Origin of the sequence: Paenibacillus helianthi (assembly GCF_001909055.1) — a bacterium.
In the GTDB taxonomy this organism is placed as follows: Bacteria; Bacillota; Bacilli; order Paenibacillales; family Paenibacillaceae; genus Paenibacillus_AQ; species Paenibacillus_AQ helianthi.
Genome location: NZ_LVWI01000092.1, coordinates 74,074 through 91,051, shown reverse-complemented (window position 1 = coordinate 91,051; position 16,978 = coordinate 74,074). Strand labels below are relative to the sequence as shown.

The following is a 16,978-nucleotide window of genomic DNA, read 5'->3' as shown; positions in this document are numbered from 1 at the left end:
ATATGGGACAGCAACTGAGGGGCGAAAGGGGGATATGACACGCTTGAAGGCAGAGAAAGGGCATGCTTTTGAAAGAGTGGTAAGATACATGGTCAGCGGGTATACCCGATCCGAAGGTTCAGTCTCTATCTTTTTAATTATGGTGCTGGCATTTGTCTTTCTATTTACCGCAGTGCTGATTGACTATGCGCGCATTGCGGCTGTAAACGTCCAGGAAGAGCGTTTAGCCAGAGCTGCAGTCCGCTCAGTAATGTCTTCATATGATATCGAACTGAAAGATAAATACGGACTGTTCGCCTATGGCGGCAATGACGGTGATCAGCTTTTGGCCGGTGTGCTGAATGATAATCTGTATGAGAGCGGGCGCGGTGATTCTTTTAATCTTCTGCCCTTGGGTCTGGATTCCTCCTCCTTAAGCTGGAGCCGTCCGCTTGGAAGCTATGACATTTTCCGGCGGCAGATTGTGGAAGAGATGAAGTACAAGGCGCCGATTGATTTCGCCCTAGAGCTGGCTGGCAAATTCAAGCCGCTGTCTGCGGCCATGGGTGAGGCTTCACGGACAACCAAGGTGCTCGGCAAGCTTCAGCCTTTGTATGATGAGCGTGAGGAAGCGCTGGATCAGATGCTGAAGTCGCGGAAGCAGGCAGGGGAGAGTGGACAAGCACTGCAGGAGCTGATCATGAATCCACCTGGTGGTAGAATGATACCCGCTACATTAGGCACCATTGGCACTGCTGCGGATATTGCGGCTATGTACGGCGACTATGTGGGCAAATATTATGCTGATTTGTATCGTGATGAGAAAAGGTCTGCACAGTACCAGGGGCTTTTGGCGGCTTATATACAGCAATCCGGTGAACTGCTTGCCCGGTTTCCTGATGCACAGGCTTCTTATCAAGAGAAACAATCGCGTTATTTGGAGGAGGCGGCAGCCGCGCTGGAGCGGGCGAAAACTTTGAATGCCCAAATGAAAAGCCTGCTTGAGCAGTCACGAAACAGCGGGCCGGACGATGCGCAGAATTCAGCCCGAGACTGGGATATCCCGGACACTTCAGCTGAGTTAAGTGCAGATCCCATTAAAAAGCTGCGCGAGCAGGAAGATTCGCTTATCCTCACAGCAAACGAGGTCAGCACGATGGAAAATAGCTTGTCAGCACAGCTGACAGCTTCACAGGCCGTGGTACCGAAGGTGGTTCTTTTGCCAGGAAGCTTGAGCCCGGCTTCGGGACTTAATGCCGACGTTTCCAGCATGAATGCCAGTATTCTCAACGCTTCGGAAGCGGTGAATAATTATTTGCGCAATTATGGAAACGCGGGGACGCTGATTGCTTCCGAAAGTGCTCAAATTGAAGCACATCGCACATATGATAACCAGCGCAAGCAAGTGGAGCAGGAAGCTAAAGGCAAGCTTAGCGAGGCCATGAAGCTGCTGGATCAGATTCGCGGTCTTGGCGCGAGCGCCGGGGAAGCTATGAAACGTTATCAGACTCTGCATAAGTATTACAACGACAATATCGCTTTCAACACGGGAGTGGATCAGCCAACTGAGCCAGGGACTGCTGATCAGAATCCCTATACTGCCGGAAGCGCCTCTATGGTTAAAGTGGACAGTCTCTATGCTGCAATGGGCAATGTGCTGGAGGGGGCCAGGGACAGGCTATTTCAGACAGAGTATTCGGCGCTGTATTTTCCTCCCTTTGATATTTCACAGCTGGCCGGTCTGGCCTCAGGCTCTGTAAATGAAGGAGCAGGAAGGCTGGCGGATCAGCTTGATCCTAATGCCCAGGAGCTGGAGTATATTCTGTATGGATTTTATAACCCTGCCGGGAATATAGCGGCAGCTTACGGGGAGATTTTTGCAGTGCGGCTGGCTATACGTACCATGGAGGGATTTACAGAACGTGCGGGGCTTGCCAATCCGCTGCTGATATTGGCAGCAGCACTTCTGTACGGAGTTGAGCAGGCAGTACAGGATATGCTGCTGTTATGTAAAAATGGTGAAATTCCACTGTCCAAATACATACCTGTCAAGCTGAGCTACCGGGACTATCTGCGGCTTTTTCTGGTGCTGCATGGAGGGGGCGATGTTCAATTGTCGCGTATGCTGGCCTTAATCCGGCTGAACACAGGAAGCAACTTGGATGAGAAATTTACATACACAGCAGCGGATATCAAAATGGCTATGCCATTATGGTTTTTGCCGGGAGTGGTGAAGCTGCTGGATTATGGTACAGGTCTTTCCGGTGAAGTGCAGGGCAAATTATATTACCGGACTGTGCAGGCTGATTTTTCTTACTAGCGGGAGGTGGAACCAGGTGGGGTATGGGAATCGGAAGCAAAAAAATCTGGGATCTGAAGGCAGTATGGTAGTAGAAGCCGCAATGGTCCTTCCTATGTTTCTGCTCTTTGTCCTGTTCCTGATCTTCATCGTGCAAATGACCTTATATTCAACTGCGCTGCAGAGCACGGCTTCGGATACGGTAAAAGTGATCTCGACTCATATGTACCCTGCTGCGTTGGCAGCACAGAAATGGGAGGACAAGAAAGGAGATGCTGCCGGTGGTCCTGGCGGAGCGGGAGCGGCTTCGGACGGTGCTGCATCCACGGATAAATGGAGCGTTCCGCGGCTCTCGCTTGAAGAGTGGAGTGACAGCTATGTGGCAGATCTGCCGGAACCAATAGCGGATTGGGTCAGCGCGGCCGTAAAGCGGGGGGAAGAACCTTTGCAGGAACTACAGGCAGAGGCATCCGAAGGCGTACTGGATCTAGCGCTCAAGCCTGTAATGAAGCCTTATCTATCCACAGACTGGCTGGATTATGACCGCATACATGTTTCGAATGTGATTGTCCCGGACCTGAAGACGGGGTCGCGGCCATACTTTGGACTTGTGGTGAGTTATGCGCTGCCGATGAAGGTACCTTTTCTGAATCAGCGCATCGTGCTTGAGGCCAGTGCGGTGGAGCGCTTGTGGATAGGGAATACAGATGCCGAAGGCGATGAAGACAGCTCAGCAGGTGAAGACGACCATAGCACTATTGTGATTCTGGAGAAACCAAATCCAGGAGTAGCGAATGATCAGGGCAGGATCCGGGTTAAGATACCGCCTAATGCTTCTGCCAGTCTATCTATCTTCTACAAGAGCGGTCAGAGTACGGCTAAATATTTAGGGTGGAAGCAGGCGGATGCGAACGGATATCTTGAGTGGGAATGGAAAATCGGGGTTAACACTACTCCGGGTACATGGCCATTTGTTATTCAGCTGGAGGATGGAACCTCTCTGGAGGCGACCTTTACAGTGGTGAAAAGAAATCAAGTGAAAGAAGTGAAATGATAATGACGGTATGGGCATTCTGGAGCTGCCTGCTATTTCTCGCAGCGGCACTCCTTATGGATATCCGTTTCATGAGAATACCGAACTGGATTACGCTTCCGCTATTGATTGTAGGACTGATTGCGCAAGGTGTGATGAATGGACGTCACGGAATCCTAACGGCTATATGCGGTGCAGGTGCAGGGTTTTTACTGCTGCTGATCTTGCATGTTCTGGGGGCGGTTGGAGCTGGGGATGTGAAGCTTTTTGCGGGAATCGGTGCCTGGACTGGGATATTGTTCACACTGCAGGTCACTGTCTATTCTGTATTGTTCGGTGCAGTAATTGGTTGGATTATCGTTCTCGCAAAACATGAAACGGGAAGCCGGGTAAGAGGGATTATCAGCAGAAGTGCCGGGTTTCTAATGCTCCGGGATCCCCGGATATTGAAGACCGGCAGCAAGGAAGCGTTGAAATTCCCTTTTATGCTGGCAGTTATGCCGGGGTTCATCTGTGCTTATTTGTACTTATAATGAAGAGGTGAGGAGTATTGTTCGGATTAAGCCGTGATTTTGTACAGCAGGACGGTATTTCGATGCTGCTCAGCAAGCCTGGGGGGCTAAGACCGGCAGAGCTTAATATGATTCAGGCCCGGATGCTGATGAATTCAGGAATTCCTCATCATCTGAGGCTGCAGCTCCGGGAAATAGATTTGCAGGTAACCCTGGAATATGCGCTGTCCCGCCGGAAAATGCTCAGTCATCTCCTGAAAGGGGAGAAGCTTGGCTTGTCCGATTTCTTCGGACTGCTGCTGCAGATTGCGTCGGGGATGGAAGAGGGGCGCCTGTACATGCTGCAGGCTGAACAGTATTTGCTGCATGAGGATTATATTTTTATTGATGGGCCACTGCATGGCGGCAAAGTATACCTCACTTATCTCCCTATGCAGTCTGCTGAGAATTCAGTGAGTGCCGGAAGAGCGCTAACGGCATTGATTATGGCGCTTATGGCGTCCGTGAGAGAACTGTCCGGTGACGGGGTTCAGAGGCTGTTGCAATACTGCGGGGAGGAGGGGTTCACTCCGGGAGGGCTAAAGGAACTTCTGGCAGAGCTGTTGACAGAGGGTGGAGGGACAAAATGGCATTCGGATACTGTCCGGCCTGCACCAAGTACCCTTATGCCTGATGTACATGTACCCGCTGTAGAGAGAAGTATTCAGAAACGGAGTGGTTCATTGCCTGGCGTTACTCTACCCGGTGAAGAGCAGCGCAGCACGGATCAGAGTTTCGCGAGTGTGGCTGCAGAGCCTCCCAAGCCAACTCCATGGATGAGCGGCTATCCGAGGCTTAAGCTGAAGGAGGAACAGCAGCAGCTGCTGGCGGATGATCGGGATCTTGGGAGCAAAGCGGCTCCCGATACCTCTGCTTACAGAACCTATGCAATGCTGGGTGGTGTTGTGGCCGATGCGGTGTTGTGGAAGTTTCTATATTTGAACCATCCCAAACCGCTTTGGATGGTTGTATGTATACTTGCGACGCTCATGTTAGGTGTATTCTGCTGGCTGGTATGGAGTGGAAGGCTGATCTTGGGTGGTACCCAAGCAGATGAAGAGGCAGGAGACGAGATTGGGGCTAAGGGCCGGAGGACTCCTAAAGAGCTGGACTGGGACTTTGTCCGAAACACTGCAGTTTCTTCTAATAAAGTAGATACTTCAAGGGCACCCGTTCCGGTACGAAACTTGGAGCACCCTATTCACAATGACATTCACACTACGGTGACGAAAACCGAATGGCCGGAACGCAGTCTAGCCAAAGCACCGGTTCCAACACCTCCATTATTTGTAGAAGCTACAGCACTGCTACAGCATGATTCCCACTCCAGGAAGGAACAGGAGCAGGAAGGGGGGCGTGCGATACCCTATCTTGAAAGAATTCAGGAAAACGCAGGTGGGATTCCGGAAAAGATCGAACTGAACCGTCCCAGTTTTCTTATCGGCCGATCCCCTGATGTTGCTCAGTATGTGGAGAAGTCTGAGGGGGTCTCAAGAGTCCATGCAGAGATTTCCAAGAGTGCGGGAGGATATATCCTGAAGGATCTGGACTCCAGGAATGGAACTCTGTTTCAGGGAGAGGCAATGATTCCATACAAGGAGTATCCGCTGACTGAGGGAGCGATGTTCACTATAGTAAAAGGATGCTATACTTTCCGTTCCGCCTGAGAGGCGGGGCTGACTGTTATTCCGATTTCAGATGTTCCAATGATGGCTGTAAGGTAGGATAAGTAAAGGAAAACCCGTGCTGCAAGGCTTTGGCAGGGAGTACCCGCTGGCCTTCCAGTAAGATTTCCGACAGTTCACCGACGGCAGCCTTCAGCAGAAACGACGGGATGGGGAACCAGTGTGGCCGATGATATACCTTACCGATCATTCTGCCAAATGTCTCATTGGTAACAGGGTTCGGGGCAGTAGCATTGACAGGACCTTCAATTCCGGGAGTTTGGACGCAAAAATCGATCAGCCGGACGATATCAGTGAGATCAATCCAGGACAGCCACTGCTTTCCGCTGCCGATTTTACCGCCGAAGCCTAGCATGTAGGGCAGCTTCATTTTGGGGAAAGCGCCGCTTTCGTTGCCGAGCACTACTCCTGTGCGCAGCTTGACCACTCTTGCGTTCTTATAAGCTTCGTCCACAGCCGCTTCCCAAGCCTTAACAACCTCGGACGGAAAGTCCATGACATGAGCCGGAGAGGCTTCGTCATAGGTACCCTGCAGTGAAGTTCCGTAAATAGCTACGGCAGAGGACTGGATCACTACGGAAGGTCTGTTCTTCAGTGCATTCAGAAGCTTGGCCACTGCCGAGACGGTTTCAAGACGGGACTGCATAATGGCCTTTTTGCCGCTTGGGGTCCAGCGCTGGCTGAGTGAAGAACCGGCAAGATTAACCAGCGCATCTGCCCCTTCGGCTAGCTCCGGATTTGACGCTAGGCTGTCCCAGGTAAGGAAGCTAAGGCCTGGATGGGCAGCGGTCTGGGATTCAGGCTGCTTGCGGCCGACAACAATGATCTGATGCCCGCCCTGGAGCCAATATTCGGTAAGCTCGCGTCCGATAAATCCGCTGCCGCCGCAGATTACGTATTTCATACAATCGCTCCTTCGGTTACTTAATCAGATGCTGGTAAGGAGAGTAGTCAATGCCGTTCTTTTCAAGGAAGCTGATGAGAAAGCGGTTGTCGCGCCGTGGTGTAGCCACGATATAGCCTCTGATGCAGTGCTCGCGGGTGACCTCCGGCGCATGACTCTCCACGGCGATCCTGCCAATCTCGGCAGCTATGGAGTGCTTGGCGATATCGCGGAAGGGACCCGGCACAGGCTGGACGAGCTGATCCAGAAAAGCTTTCATCTCGTCGCTCCACAGAGGACGGCTGCGTTCGACCCAATAATTTTGCCAGTCCAGCTTGGATTTGCCATCGGCTTTGGGCAGCACTTTGAGAAATTTGCGAAACATAAAATAGCCGCCGATGCACATGCAGCCCAGCAGCAAAAAAGTCCAAAATGCGATGGAGTTCATAAACCAATTGCTCGGTGCTGCGGATAACAAGCTTAAGCTTGATTTAAATGACATGATTACACCGCCTTTGACAATGATGATTGTCACAAACTTCATTCTCATCTAAAGTATAGCGTATTTCTATAGTTTTGCGAAGCGGAAGCAGGTACATGGAGCTTGCCTAGATTTATTTTCCCGATCACGGTAGAATAAGGGTTAATTCGTGAAGGAAAGAGGGAAAAAAGCATGCTGAAAATAGGTTCACATGTGTCCTGTGCGGACAAGGGTCTCCTGAGTGCGGCCAATGAAGCAAACGAGTACGGATCAACCTCATTTATGATATATACAGGTGCGCCGCAGAACACGCGCCGCAAACCAATTGAATCGATGTATCCCGCTGAAGGTAAGCTGGCAATGAAAGAGAACGGTGTGGAAGAAATCGTAGTCCATGCCCCCTACATCATCAACTTGGGTTCCTACAAGGAAAGCACATATCAATTGGCTGTTGATTTTCTGCAAGAGGAAATCCGCCGTACCCATGCGCTTGAGGTGAAACATATTGTACTCCATCCGGGAGCATATACGGACAAGGATGCCGAATACGGCGTACAGCGGATTGCTGATGGCCTGAATGAGGTACTTGACGGTACGAACGAGACGGAAGTGCATATTGCACTGGAAACGATGGCAGGTAAAGGGACAGAGGTGGGCCGCAGCTTCGAAGAAATCGCCTCGATTATCGATAAGGTCACACATAATGAGCGGCTGTCCATCTGCCTCGATACCTGTCACATTCACGATGCCGGATATGATATAGTCGGCGACCTCGATGGTGTGCTTCAGCAGTTTGACCGGATCATTGGCCTGAATCGGCTGGGCGTAGTCCATATCAACGACAGCAAAAATCCGCGCGGAGCGGGCAAAGACCGTCATACCCCTATCGGCTCAGGGTACATTGGCTTTGAAACCATCAACAAGGTAGTTCACCACGAAGCTCTTGCGGGTCTGCCGTTCATTCTGGAGACGCCTTGGATCGGGAAGGAAGCGAAGACACTGCGTCCTATGTACGAGGTGGAAATTGCGCTGCTTCGCGGCAACGTTGCTGAACGGTTCGGAGCGGAGTTCCTCGGTGAGGTTGAGCAGCTGCAGGCCTTTTTTGCCAAACAGGAGCTTGATCCCCGCCAGTATGTGCTGAATGTATGGGAACTGCTGAAGAACGATGCGAAGGCCAAGAAGGCGGACCCGCGTGAGCCTCTGGAACGTTTGTACGATTCGGTTGCCGAGGCACAGCTGTTTCCGCAGCTAAGCGAGGAAGCTGTCAATCAGCGGCTTATTGCCTGGCTGGCAGGCAAGCAATTACTCGTGAACGCATAAGCCAAACTACAGAATGCGCAAGTAGATGAGAGGATGGAAAGAGAACTATGGTGTTGCATGTGAAAAGAGATCATTCGTCAAGCGGACAATACCCGGACCGGGCACGCATGCTTATCTCCTGTCCGGATGGGCCGGGGATTGTGGCTGCAGTATCGCATTTTCTGTACCAGCACGGCGCGAATATTGTTCAGTCGGATCAATATACCATGGACCCGGATGGCGGAATGTTTTTTATGAGAGTGGAGTTTGACCTGCCCAAGCTGGATGAGCGGATTGACGAGGTGCGTTCGATCTTCGGCGGGGTTGCTGAACGTTTCCAGATGAACTGGCAAATTTTCAATGTTAGCCACAAGAAGCGGTTGGCCATCTTTGTCTCCAAAGAGGATCATTGTCTGGTGGAGTTGCTCTGGCAGTGGCAGGCCGGGGATCTCGATGCGGATATCGCGCTGGTTGTCAGCAACCACACGGATATGCAGGCCTATGTGGAATCCTTCGGTATTCCGTTCTATCATATTCCGGTCACGCCAGATACCAAAGTGGAAGCGGAGCAGCGCCAGCTTGAGGTCATCGGAGATGACATTGATGTGATTATTTTGGCGCGCTACATGCAGATTATCTCACCAGCGTTCATAGAGCATTACCGTCACCGGATCATTAACATCCATCATTCGTTCCTTCCGGCGTTCGTTGGCGGCAAGCCCTATGCCCAGGCCTATCAGCGCGGAGTGAAAATTATCGGTGCAACCGCCCATTATGTTACAGAAGAGCTGGACGGTGGTCCCATTATTGAGCAGGACGTGCAGCGGGTCAGCCACAGCGATGACGTGAACGAGCTAAAACGCATCGGGCGTACCATTGAGCGGGTCGTTCTGGCCCGGGCGGTCAAATGGCATATCGAAGACAGAATTCTTGTACATCATAACAAGACAGTGGTTTTTAATTAATTGGAATTTCTCCGGTGAACAGCAGCAGTCATGCTGTATTTTGACAGTGTCTGCCGTTCACCGGAATCCTTCTCCTGCCGGGAGCTTGCTCCCGCAGTTATCCTCAAGCCCAGTAACTCCTCATTGATAATCTAATACTTTTCTCAATCACAACAGGTGAAAAAGCATTTTACCGGACATTTTGGCGCACTATGCCAAAGTGTATTTTGTCGTGTTCACTAACTCATTTATAAGGGGGTAAAAGGCTTGGTTTCACAGCGGAGACATTTGTTAAGACGCAATTATTTGTTTGCTTTTCTCATTTTACTTATCGGCTTCGGCGGTCTGCTCGGCTACGATCTGTACTTCAAGCCATACGTGCTGTCGCAGACTGTAGTTAAGATCAAAGTGGCCCAGGACAGCTTTTTGCCTAAAAATTATGAGCTTAAGCCAAGTGATCTTTATCTGGATTCTGTCCAGACCAAGGATATTCCTTCAGGGGTAATTACGGACATCAGTCAGGTGGAGCATAAGATCACTAATGTTAATTTGACGAACGGAAGTATTCTGACGGCAGCTCTTGTGGATGTCAGTGATTTGGAGCCGCAGCAGGATGAGGGGATTTTCCCGATTCCCAAGGAAGCGATCTATGCGATCAACGGCTCACTGCGCAGCAGAGACAAGGTGGATATTTATCTCGTCGAAGGCGATTCGGCGGATCAGGCACGGAATAGCGGATATAGAGCCTCAGTCGCAACCGCAGGTGATGGGAAATCCGGCACAAATGGTTCAACAGCAGGGACAGGAGCCTTGGAATCACAGCTCCCCGCCCCTCCGCGCAAGGTGTTTCTCACCGGAGTCACTGTTAATTATGTAAGAACTGAAGACAACAATGATGTCCAGGATTCCGAGAATGGCAACACGAACAACCGCTTCACCTCAACAGGCAAGGTAGCTGCACCCGAACTGAAGCTGAAAAAAAGTGACGGCGAACGGCTTGGACAATATCTGGAGCAAGGTAAAAAGCTGTGGATAGTGCGTGTTGAGTAAAAGGGAAAGGAGGAGAATGAAATGAAAATATTCAGTTATGGGATGGATCAGCTGACCATCAATGAGCTCAAGCTTGCCGGATTCACGGTGGTTACGCAGAATGTCCTGCCCGAGCCTTCACAGACTCAGGGGCAGATGCTAATGGTTACAAGCGAACAGGTGCCCGTTTCAGGCTTAAGTGAACTGCGGCAGGGTTATCCGAACTCCTCCATATTATATATTTACCGGCAAAAGGGGGTAAGGAGCTATCAGGCTATTCATATGTTATGTGAAAGTCTGGGGATCTTCTTTATCCCGCCCCGTGCGACCTCTTCAGCGATTGTGGAGAAGCTGCGCTACATTCTGGAGGATGAGCATGAAGAGCGCGGTAATCTCGTCGGATTTTTCGGCTCCGGTCCTGGTATCGGTTGTACGAGTATCGCCAAATTATTCGCCCGGCGGATTGCCGCTGCTGGCCAACGTGTGATTCTGCTCGGACTTGATCTGTATGATCCCGGATTCGACCGTAAGACGGCCATCAGCCTCGACAGGCTGCGCCCCCGGATGACCGGTAAAATGCTCCAGGCAGCGGACTTTGAAAGTCTGGTTAAGCAGGAGGGGTACGCCTATTTGCCGGGCAATTTTGATTATTTAAGTGTTCAGGATTACCAGGAGGAGGAGATTGAGTATCTGCTTACCCAAGCCGCCGGGAATGCCGATGTGGTAGTCGCCGACTTCGGGTCCATTCCCGAGAGTGCCGCATGGTATGTGGGGATGCAGAAAACGGCTCTGCGCATGATGGTTACGCATCCGAAGCATGAGTACCGCCTTCAGCCGCTCATGGAGCTTGCCGGACACATGGATCTGCATCCGCAGGATTTCCAGTGGATCATCAACCGCAGCAATGTGGAGGAAATGAGCTCACCTAAGAATTTGGCCCTCCGCTTCGGCAGTGAGATTTTGCTTGAGTTGCCCTATTACCAGCCATTTCAGGACAGTCTTCCACTGGGCAAAAGAGAGCTGCAGCAGGTGGACGACAAGGTTCACGCGCTGCTGGTATCCCTCGGTATGGCACCGGAAGCCCGAAAGAAGGGGATTTTTCAATGATTGAATATCGGGATGAGGTATGGCCGGCAAGTTGGAAGCAGCAGAAGGAGACGAAGCTTGAAGTCGGAGCGTTGGAACATGTACATGAGCCGTTGCGGCTGCCGATTCTACAGGATAACCATAGGCTGTTTTCACTGAAGCAAAAAGTGCTGAGTACCTGCAAGCCGGGCAAGGAGGACTTTTACGGTTTTCTGCAAAAAATGAAAAATGACATGAACGCCGAGCTGGAGCGAGAGGACGACGGGTACTTTGAGCTAAATGCAAAGGCGCTGATCGGGGATCCGCAGGCCGTTAGCTTTTTTATGAATGAGATCGAGAAATATCTGCGCAAAACACCGTTTACCGGCAAAGTGCCGGATGCCTACGGGACAGCGGCAGAGGCGCTGTTTCACGAATGGAAGGGATTTGGACCTGCCTACCGCTGGTTCACTGACCGGGCCTATAGCGAATCTACCGGGCTGCAGATGATCGGACGTCAGATTTTTTATAACCATCGCGGGAAATTTGTGGTGTATCCCTATGAGATGCCTTCACTGGACCGGGTTGAACAGCTCAAACGTTCCTTGCTGAAAAGCGACCCCAACAAAAAACTCAACAAGGATAACCCCTCCGTCGAGTTCAAAATGGATGATCCCCTCTGGCCCGGCCGCTTCATCCGGCTCGCGATTTGGGTATCGCCCAGGGTGTGGGAGGGCTTCACCACGATCTCGCTGCGGCGGCAGGTAGTGGAGTTCCTGGATCTGGAGGATCAGGCCGGTACCGAATGTATCCCTGCAGAAGCTATTGAGCTGATCCGCGCGCTGTCGGGTACGTTCCGCAACACCATTATCGCCGGTGCAATCGGATCAGGTAAAACCACTTTTGCCAACACGGTTGTAGGTGAGCAGTTGCTCGGTTCCTCTTCCTGCATGGGAGTCGTGATGATCGAAAAGCATCCGGAGTCGATTTTGCCGTATCAGATCAAAGGCCATCGGATTATCCCGATCCAGGCAGCCAATGAGGAATTGATGGAGGTTGGGGTAGAGTCGCTGCGGCATGATCCGAACATTCTCTATATGACGGAAATGCGGTATAACGAATGGGAATTTTATCTGTGGAGCGGTGAAAAGGGCTATGACGGGATTACAGGAACCTTTCATACGGTGGATTCGGAAGATATTCCTTATCAGGGCGCTTTTGCGGTGTCCACCCGGATCGGCGGCAGCCTGAAGGGCCATCTGATCTCTGCGCTGAAGTCCTGTGAGCTGGTGTTTATTCTGGAAAGTGTAGCGGACGGAAAAAAGCGGCTGGCCCGGATCTCAGAGGTGTACTATGACGAAGCGGCCAACTCCGTATTTGCCAATGATCTGATGCGCTGGGAAGAAGAAGAGTCCGCCTGGAGCTACAACGACAAGCTGACGGCCGGCCTGATGCAGAAGATGAAGAAGAAAAATCCGCGCGCTTCGCGGGTGTTTCTGCAGGAGCTTGGGCATCTGGCTGCGCTGAAACCGATGGACGGACCGCTGAAGGAGAGTCTCAAGTCTAAGATTGTCCTGAACGAATGAAATGAGGGGGAGAGCGTATGGAGCTGTTATTTTATGTGCTTCAGGTTGCCTTTCATTTATTGATTGCCGGTGGCCTGTGGCTGCTGGTGAAGCCGCTCATTGAGAGGCATCTAAGGCAGCTTGGACAAAAGATCGACCAGCGGATGAGCCTGCGGATTAGTCTTTTTGGTAAAAGGGTCAGCAGCAATAAAAAGCGGAGGTGGCTGTACCGGCATTTGGACGATCTGCTCTATTTTGCTAAGCGTAAGTATGAGCCGGGGATTAGTGTCACGCGTTTTTTGATTCACACGTTGTTTCTGTTCAGCGCCGTGTTTCTCTCGGGAATGCTGACCCTAAGCGAACTGCCGGGACATTTGAGCTTCAGTAATCCGTTTTTGGAGGGCATCAGCTTCGATGAACGGATTCCGGTTCAGGGGAATTGGCGCTTCCCGCTCTTTGTTGCAGTCATTGCAGCCAGTATTCCTTATTTGCGGACGAGATACCTCTATGCTCAACGCAAGGTGCGCGGGAGCTACGATCTATTGGATGTGATCAAAATCGCCACCAAATTTACTCACCTGTCGGTAGACTCGATTTTAACCAAAACCGCTGAATTCTTAACGGAAGAAAGTGTGCTGAAAACCCCGCTGAGACTGCTGGGAGCGGCCTTCTCCAACTATAGCAATGAACGGGAGCTGACCCGTGAGGCAGAGCGGTTTGCGGGGGCTATTGGAACTACCTTTGCCGTGGAATTTGTCTCGGATTTGCTCTACTGCGAGAAAGAGGGCACCCGTTATCTGAAGAACACGCTTATGATGCTAAGCCGCTCCATGGAGCAGCAGCGGGAGACGATCCTGACAGTGAAGGCGGGCAGCAGGGACGCGATTAGTCTTGGACTGTACGGCAATCTGGTGGTTCTCGTATCATCCGTCGGTACGTTTATTTACATGCTGAAGCCGGATGTTTATTTCAAATTGCAGTTTCAGACCACTGTGGGTTTGACGTTTTTGATGATTATTATTGCTGGACTGTTCATCTCTTTCATGATCAGTACCATACTCGCCAGGCCAAAGCTGGACTACCACTAAGGTGATGAATGAATTATGGACAGACTCTTACTTTTGATTGCTGTACTGGGAATTGTATATCTTTCGTTGCTGGTTTTTGTGAGTAGCAGTTCAAGACAGGAGCGTTATCTGCTTCGGCTGGGTACAAGGTGGAAGATACTCGGAGAACGGATGCACAATGAGCGGCTGCAGCTGCTGTTGAATAACAGCGGACTAACCCTTTCCGCAGGCAAAATCACACTGTTCCGCTATTCGGCCGCAATGATCTATTTGTTGGTTCAGGGGGCAGGAGACTTCCTGCGTTCGGAATCTTTTTCTATCTATGATCTACTTGTTGCTGCTCTGATTCTGTTGATCACCAGTCCGTTAAGATATCTTCCGCTGGGGTGGCTGCTCGCCTGGCTACATCAGAAGACCCTTATTCAAAAAGACGGTGAGTTGATCTCCTTCATCCGGCTCTATGAGAACAATCGGCTGCGCAAGCGGGGTTACGTGCAGTTTGGAGCTTTTTGCGCCGGAACGGCCGGACATTTTAATTACATTCGCCAGGATCTGTATGAGCTGTCCGAACGTGCAGTCGATGAAGGGACTGAACGGGCGATTGAATGGTTCTGCGGTAAATTCCCGGACAATCACGCTTTTATCAACGATATCCGTTCTATTCTGCTGGCTACGGAGGGGATGGACGATGATACGGAAGCAGCCAATTATTTGCGGGAGCAAGGCAAGATCATTACCAAGATCTCCAGTGATCAGTATTTGAAAAAATGGTCCTTCATCGGAGACGTCTCCACCATCATCAACGTGATTCCCTCCATCGCCACTTTCCTAATGATTGTGTCGCTGGCAATGCAGTACATTTTGCTAATCAAAGGCAACTTCAATGGGGTGGGGATGTTTCAGTGAGTGGGTGAATTGCATCGTATGAAATTTTCTATATTCAAGAATCATTTAAAAATATAAAATGAAAAGGGAGATATTAACAATGAAAAAAGACGCCATTTCTACTGGATTGTTCATCGCTATCGGATTCCTGTGTGTTGCCATCGTAATTGCCATTTTGATTCCGGTTGTTCGGGATGTCATTAACTCTGCGGACGACAACAGACCAACCATACCAGGCGTCACTATGGTGCAACCGGTAGAGGACGGGCCATCGGCTACACTCGCCCAGACCCAGTTCCACACTTCGGTCTAATCACGATGAAAAAAGACTCCATATCAGTCGCAATGTTTCTGGCTATCGGTTTTGTGATTGCGGGCATGTTCATCGCAGCGGCAACTAACATTATCGGCAGCAGCCAGGACGATATCATCACACACACCAAACAAGTCGAGCAGTATTAAGAGGGGGCGTAGGCATTGAAAGCTACCGTTCTCCGGGCATTATTCATGTGGCTTGTCTTGTTCATTATCCTGCAGCCCATCTTCACCTACATTGATTATCTGCTCGATTTGCAGGTCAAGGCCAATACCTCCTATATTACGCAAAAAGCGGCAACGGAGGGGATGGTCACGGCTTCAATGAAAAGTGAGGTCATCGCGAATCTAAAGGCTGTTGGATTTCCTGAGGCTTCGATTCATATCACAAGCAGCACGGAAACTGTTCAGGAACGCAAGCGCCGCATGGATGTGTATATCTCAGCACCACGAATGAATCTTTTCCCGTATAATTTTTCCGGAGTGGCCCAGCCCACGCGTTATTACGGGCACGGTTCTATCATGAGTGAGTATCTCGACTGATTAAGGGATGAGCCTAATCTATGGACTATATTATTAAGCTGGCGTTTGTTCTACTGATCTTCGTCTATTCCTGGTTTTTTCAGATTCAGAATCAGGAATGGGACATGCTACGCAGCATGCTCAAGGATGCTAATAACATAGCCGTCCATGACGCATCACAGGAGCTTAATGAGTCCGCACGGGCACAAGGCCGTCTGATCATCGATCCCGCTGAAGCTTTTGCCACATTCCGGCAATCCCTTCGAGCGAATCTGGGACTGGACGACGGCCTGTCCCCTCTGGCGGGCAGCAGGCTTCAAACTCAAGTGAAAATTGTAAAGTTCGACATTGTCGATCAATCCAGCGGAGTTACTTTTCCTTTTCTCTACGAGGATAGCAACTATGGTATCACTAAATACATACAAGGTCCGTCGGTAATTGCCGTTATTGAGACGACCCATCCGGTGCTCATCTCCCGGGCGAAGGTTCAGGAGGCCATCATCGTTCCTGCTGTGCAGGAGTATAAGATGAATGATTAATCATTCAATTAGAATGGATAATATTTCAAAGTATGGACTTATGAAGGATATGAGTTACCGGCTACTGTGATGACTCGTGGTTGAGTTATACGTTGGAGAAGATAATGATTGGTGCTTTTTCTCCAAAGCTGGAGACTGATACTACGAGTAAAAAGTGATTTAGCATTCGGATTGGTAATTATGATCTGAGGCGAGCCTTAGCAGGCTGCATCCAAATACAATAACAGGAGTGTTCGAAGATGAAAAAGACAATGATGAAAGCAATTATGGCAGCAACAATGTTAATCAGTACAGTAGCAGGTCAGTGGGAGATTTCAAATGCAAATGCAGCTGAAGCAACTCCTGCACCGATTATCAGAGATAACCTATTTAAGTTTGGTCTGAAAAAGGAAGTTGAGTTGCCGGTGACCATTACGTCCGGAGGGTTCAGCTATACGCTGGAAAAGTTAATGATTTACGATGTCAATTCCAATGATGCACAGGCGCTGATGAAGAAATATGGATATATTGATCGTCTCTACAAAACTCCAACTAAGTATATGGTATGGACAAAAATTACGATTGAAAATAAAAGCAAGAAGATTGTGCAACGAAACGCTAAAGACCAACAAGATAAGTGGTTTTTATGTTTCGATGGTTATAACCTTAATTGGCCAGCTCCTAAAAAAGTATTTGAAGTAGTAAATAGTAGAGAAGCTTTAAATACTTGGGTATTAAAACCGGGTGAAAAATTAACTACTTATCAAATGTATGGATATTTCAAAGAACCAACATTTATAGCTGTTCGTACTTATGTCGGTGGCGGTTTTGATGAAGAAATAATTGTAAAGGATTAAA

At 50.0% G+C, this 16,978-nt stretch carries 18 protein-coding genes; 16 read left to right on the top strand and 2 right to left on the bottom strand.

Features of this window, described 5'->3' with window-relative positions; translation table 11 throughout:
- The first annotated feature begins 34 nt into the window (after positions 1–34).
- The 4 genes from A3844_RS29210 to A3844_RS29195 are packed head-to-tail and all read left to right on the top strand — an operon-like array spanning position 35 to position 5,529.
- On the top strand, positions 35–2,299 hold the full coding sequence (locus tag A3844_RS29210) for a hypothetical protein (protein ID WP_143192192.1): 2,265 nt from the start codon (positions 35–37) through the stop codon (positions 2,297–2,299).
- A gap of 16 nt (positions 2,300–2,315) precedes the next feature.
- Positions 2,316–3,332: a TadE/TadG family type IV pilus assembly protein gene (locus A3844_RS29205; RefSeq protein ID WP_083607083.1), complete on the top strand. Its 1,017-nt coding sequence runs from the start codon at positions 2,316–2,318 to the stop codon at positions 3,330–3,332.
- A 2-nt stretch (positions 3,333–3,334) separates the two neighbouring features.
- Complete coding sequence (locus tag A3844_RS29200; RefSeq protein ID WP_074101617.1) at positions 3,335–3,844, top strand: A24 family peptidase; 510 nt, start codon at positions 3,335–3,337, stop codon at positions 3,842–3,844.
- Between the two features lie 17 nt (positions 3,845–3,861).
- Positions 3,862–5,529 (top strand): DUF6382 domain-containing protein, encoded by a 1,668-nt coding sequence (locus A3844_RS29195; protein ID WP_074109304.1) that lies wholly within the window; start codon positions 3,862–3,864, stop codon positions 5,527–5,529.
- A gap of 16 nt (positions 5,530–5,545) precedes the next feature.
- Here A3844_RS29195 and A3844_RS29190 read toward each other — a convergent pair whose 3' ends face one another.
- Both A3844_RS29190 and A3844_RS29185 read right to left on the bottom strand, forming a co-directional pair.
- Positions 5,546–6,451 (bottom strand): TIGR01777 family oxidoreductase, encoded by a 906-nt coding sequence (locus tag A3844_RS29190; protein WP_074109303.1) that lies wholly within the window; start codon positions 6,449–6,451, stop codon positions 5,546–5,548.
- Between the two features lie 16 nt (positions 6,452–6,467).
- The gene (locus A3844_RS29185) at positions 6,468–6,932 is read right to left on the bottom strand and encodes a DUF2621 domain-containing protein (RefSeq protein WP_074084942.1); all 465 of its coding nucleotides are present in this window, start codon (positions 6,930–6,932) and stop codon (positions 6,468–6,470) included.
- A 171-nt stretch (positions 6,933–7,103) separates the two neighbouring features.
- Here A3844_RS29185 and A3844_RS29180 point away from each other — a divergent pair, with 171 nt between their 5' ends.
- The 12 genes from A3844_RS29180 to A3844_RS29130 all read left to right on the top strand — a co-directional run bounded on the left by A3844_RS29180 (position 7,104) and on the right by A3844_RS29130 (position 16,977).
- On the top strand, positions 7,104–8,231 hold the full coding sequence (locus A3844_RS29180; protein WP_074109302.1) for a deoxyribonuclease IV: 1,128 nt from the start codon (positions 7,104–7,106) through the stop codon (positions 8,229–8,231).
- 47 nt (positions 8,232–8,278) lie between these two features.
- Positions 8,279–9,175, top strand: coding sequence for a formyltetrahydrofolate deformylase (gene purU / locus A3844_RS29175; RefSeq protein ID WP_074084820.1), 897 nt, complete (start codon positions 8,279–8,281; stop codon positions 9,173–9,175).
- Positions 9,176–9,421: 246 nt separating this feature from the next.
- Positions 9,422–10,204, top strand: coding sequence for an SAF domain-containing protein (locus A3844_RS29170; protein WP_074109301.1), 783 nt, complete (start codon positions 9,422–9,424; stop codon positions 10,202–10,204).
- Positions 10,205–10,225: 21 nt separating this feature from the next.
- On the top strand, positions 10,226–11,290 hold the full coding sequence (locus tag A3844_RS29165) for a CpaE/TadZ family protein (RefSeq protein ID WP_074109300.1): 1,065 nt from the start codon (positions 10,226–10,228) through the stop codon (positions 11,288–11,290).
- Positions 11,287–12,834 (top strand): P-loop NTPase family protein, encoded by a 1,548-nt coding sequence (locus tag A3844_RS29160; protein ID WP_074109299.1) that lies wholly within the window; start codon positions 11,287–11,289, stop codon positions 12,832–12,834. Before A3844_RS29165 ends, A3844_RS29160 begins: the two co-directional genes overlap by 4 nt.
- A gap of 17 nt (positions 12,835–12,851) precedes the next feature.
- Positions 12,852–13,901, top strand: coding sequence for a hypothetical protein (locus A3844_RS29155; protein ID WP_074084880.1), 1,050 nt, complete (start codon positions 12,852–12,854; stop codon positions 13,899–13,901).
- Positions 13,902–13,916: 15 nt separating this feature from the next.
- On the top strand, positions 13,917–14,786 hold the full coding sequence (locus A3844_RS29150) for a hypothetical protein (RefSeq protein ID WP_074101608.1): 870 nt from the start codon (positions 13,917–13,919) through the stop codon (positions 14,784–14,786).
- 79 nt (positions 14,787–14,865) lie between these two features.
- Entirely contained in the window at positions 14,866–15,078 is a 213-nt protein-coding gene (locus tag A3844_RS29145; protein WP_074101607.1) for a hypothetical protein, read from the top strand.
- A gap of 5 nt (positions 15,079–15,083) precedes the next feature.
- Complete coding sequence (locus A3844_RS32940) at positions 15,084–15,227, top strand: hypothetical protein (RefSeq protein WP_020428330.1); 144 nt, start codon at positions 15,084–15,086, stop codon at positions 15,225–15,227.
- 15 nt (positions 15,228–15,242) lie between these two features.
- A complete protein-coding gene (locus A3844_RS29140; protein ID WP_074084883.1) occupies positions 15,243–15,623 on the top strand; it encodes a hypothetical protein in 381 nt (126 codons plus the stop codon).
- A 20-nt stretch (positions 15,624–15,643) separates the two neighbouring features.
- The gene (locus A3844_RS29135; protein ID WP_074084884.1) at positions 15,644–16,141 is read left to right on the top strand and encodes a hypothetical protein; all 498 of its coding nucleotides are present in this window, start codon (positions 15,644–15,646) and stop codon (positions 16,139–16,141) included.
- A gap of 239 nt (positions 16,142–16,380) precedes the next feature.
- Complete coding sequence (locus tag A3844_RS29130) at positions 16,381–16,977, top strand: hypothetical protein (protein WP_074109298.1); 597 nt, start codon at positions 16,381–16,383, stop codon at positions 16,975–16,977.
- Position 16,978: the final 1 nt, after the last annotated feature.

Excerpts from the sequence above, each read along its gene's own strand:
- A3844_RS29155 (WP_074084880.1), top strand. The coding sequence starts at position 12,852 with ATGGAGCTGTTATTTTATGTGCTTCAGGTTGCCTTTCATTTATTGATT.
- purU (WP_074084820.1), top strand. The coding sequence starts at position 8,279 with ATGGTGTTGCATGTGAAAAGAGATCATTCGTCAAGCGGACAATACCCG.
- A3844_RS29150 (WP_074101608.1), top strand. The coding sequence starts at position 13,917 with ATGGACAGACTCTTACTTTTGATTGCTGTACTGGGAATTGTATATCTT.
- A3844_RS29165 (WP_074109300.1), top strand. The coding sequence starts at position 10,226 with ATGAAAATATTCAGTTATGGGATGGATCAGCTGACCATCAATGAGCTC.
- A3844_RS29190 (WP_074109303.1), bottom strand. The coding sequence starts at position 6,451 with ATGAAATACGTAATCTGCGGCGGCAGCGGATTTATCGGACGCGAGCTT.
- A3844_RS29210 (WP_143192192.1), top strand. The coding sequence starts at position 35 with ATGACACGCTTGAAGGCAGAGAAAGGGCATGCTTTTGAAAGAGTGGTA.
- A3844_RS29160 (WP_074109299.1), top strand. The coding sequence starts at position 11,287 with ATGATTGAATATCGGGATGAGGTATGGCCGGCAAGTTGGAAGCAGCAG.
- A3844_RS29185 (WP_074084942.1), bottom strand. The coding sequence starts at position 6,932 with ATGTCATTTAAATCAAGCTTAAGCTTGTTATCCGCAGCACCGAGCAAT.
- A3844_RS32940 (WP_020428330.1), top strand. The coding sequence starts at position 15,084 with ATGAAAAAAGACTCCATATCAGTCGCAATGTTTCTGGCTATCGGTTTT.
- A3844_RS29135 (WP_074084884.1), top strand. The coding sequence starts at position 15,644 with ATGGACTATATTATTAAGCTGGCGTTTGTTCTACTGATCTTCGTCTAT.
- A3844_RS29130 (WP_074109298.1), top strand. The coding sequence starts at position 16,381 with ATGAAAAAGACAATGATGAAAGCAATTATGGCAGCAACAATGTTAATC.
- A3844_RS29180 (WP_074109302.1), top strand. The coding sequence starts at position 7,104 with ATGCTGAAAATAGGTTCACATGTGTCCTGTGCGGACAAGGGTCTCCTG.
- A3844_RS29145 (WP_074101607.1), top strand. The coding sequence starts at position 14,866 with ATGAAAAAAGACGCCATTTCTACTGGATTGTTCATCGCTATCGGATTC.
- A3844_RS29200 (WP_074101617.1), top strand. The coding sequence starts at position 3,335 with ATGACGGTATGGGCATTCTGGAGCTGCCTGCTATTTCTCGCAGCGGCA.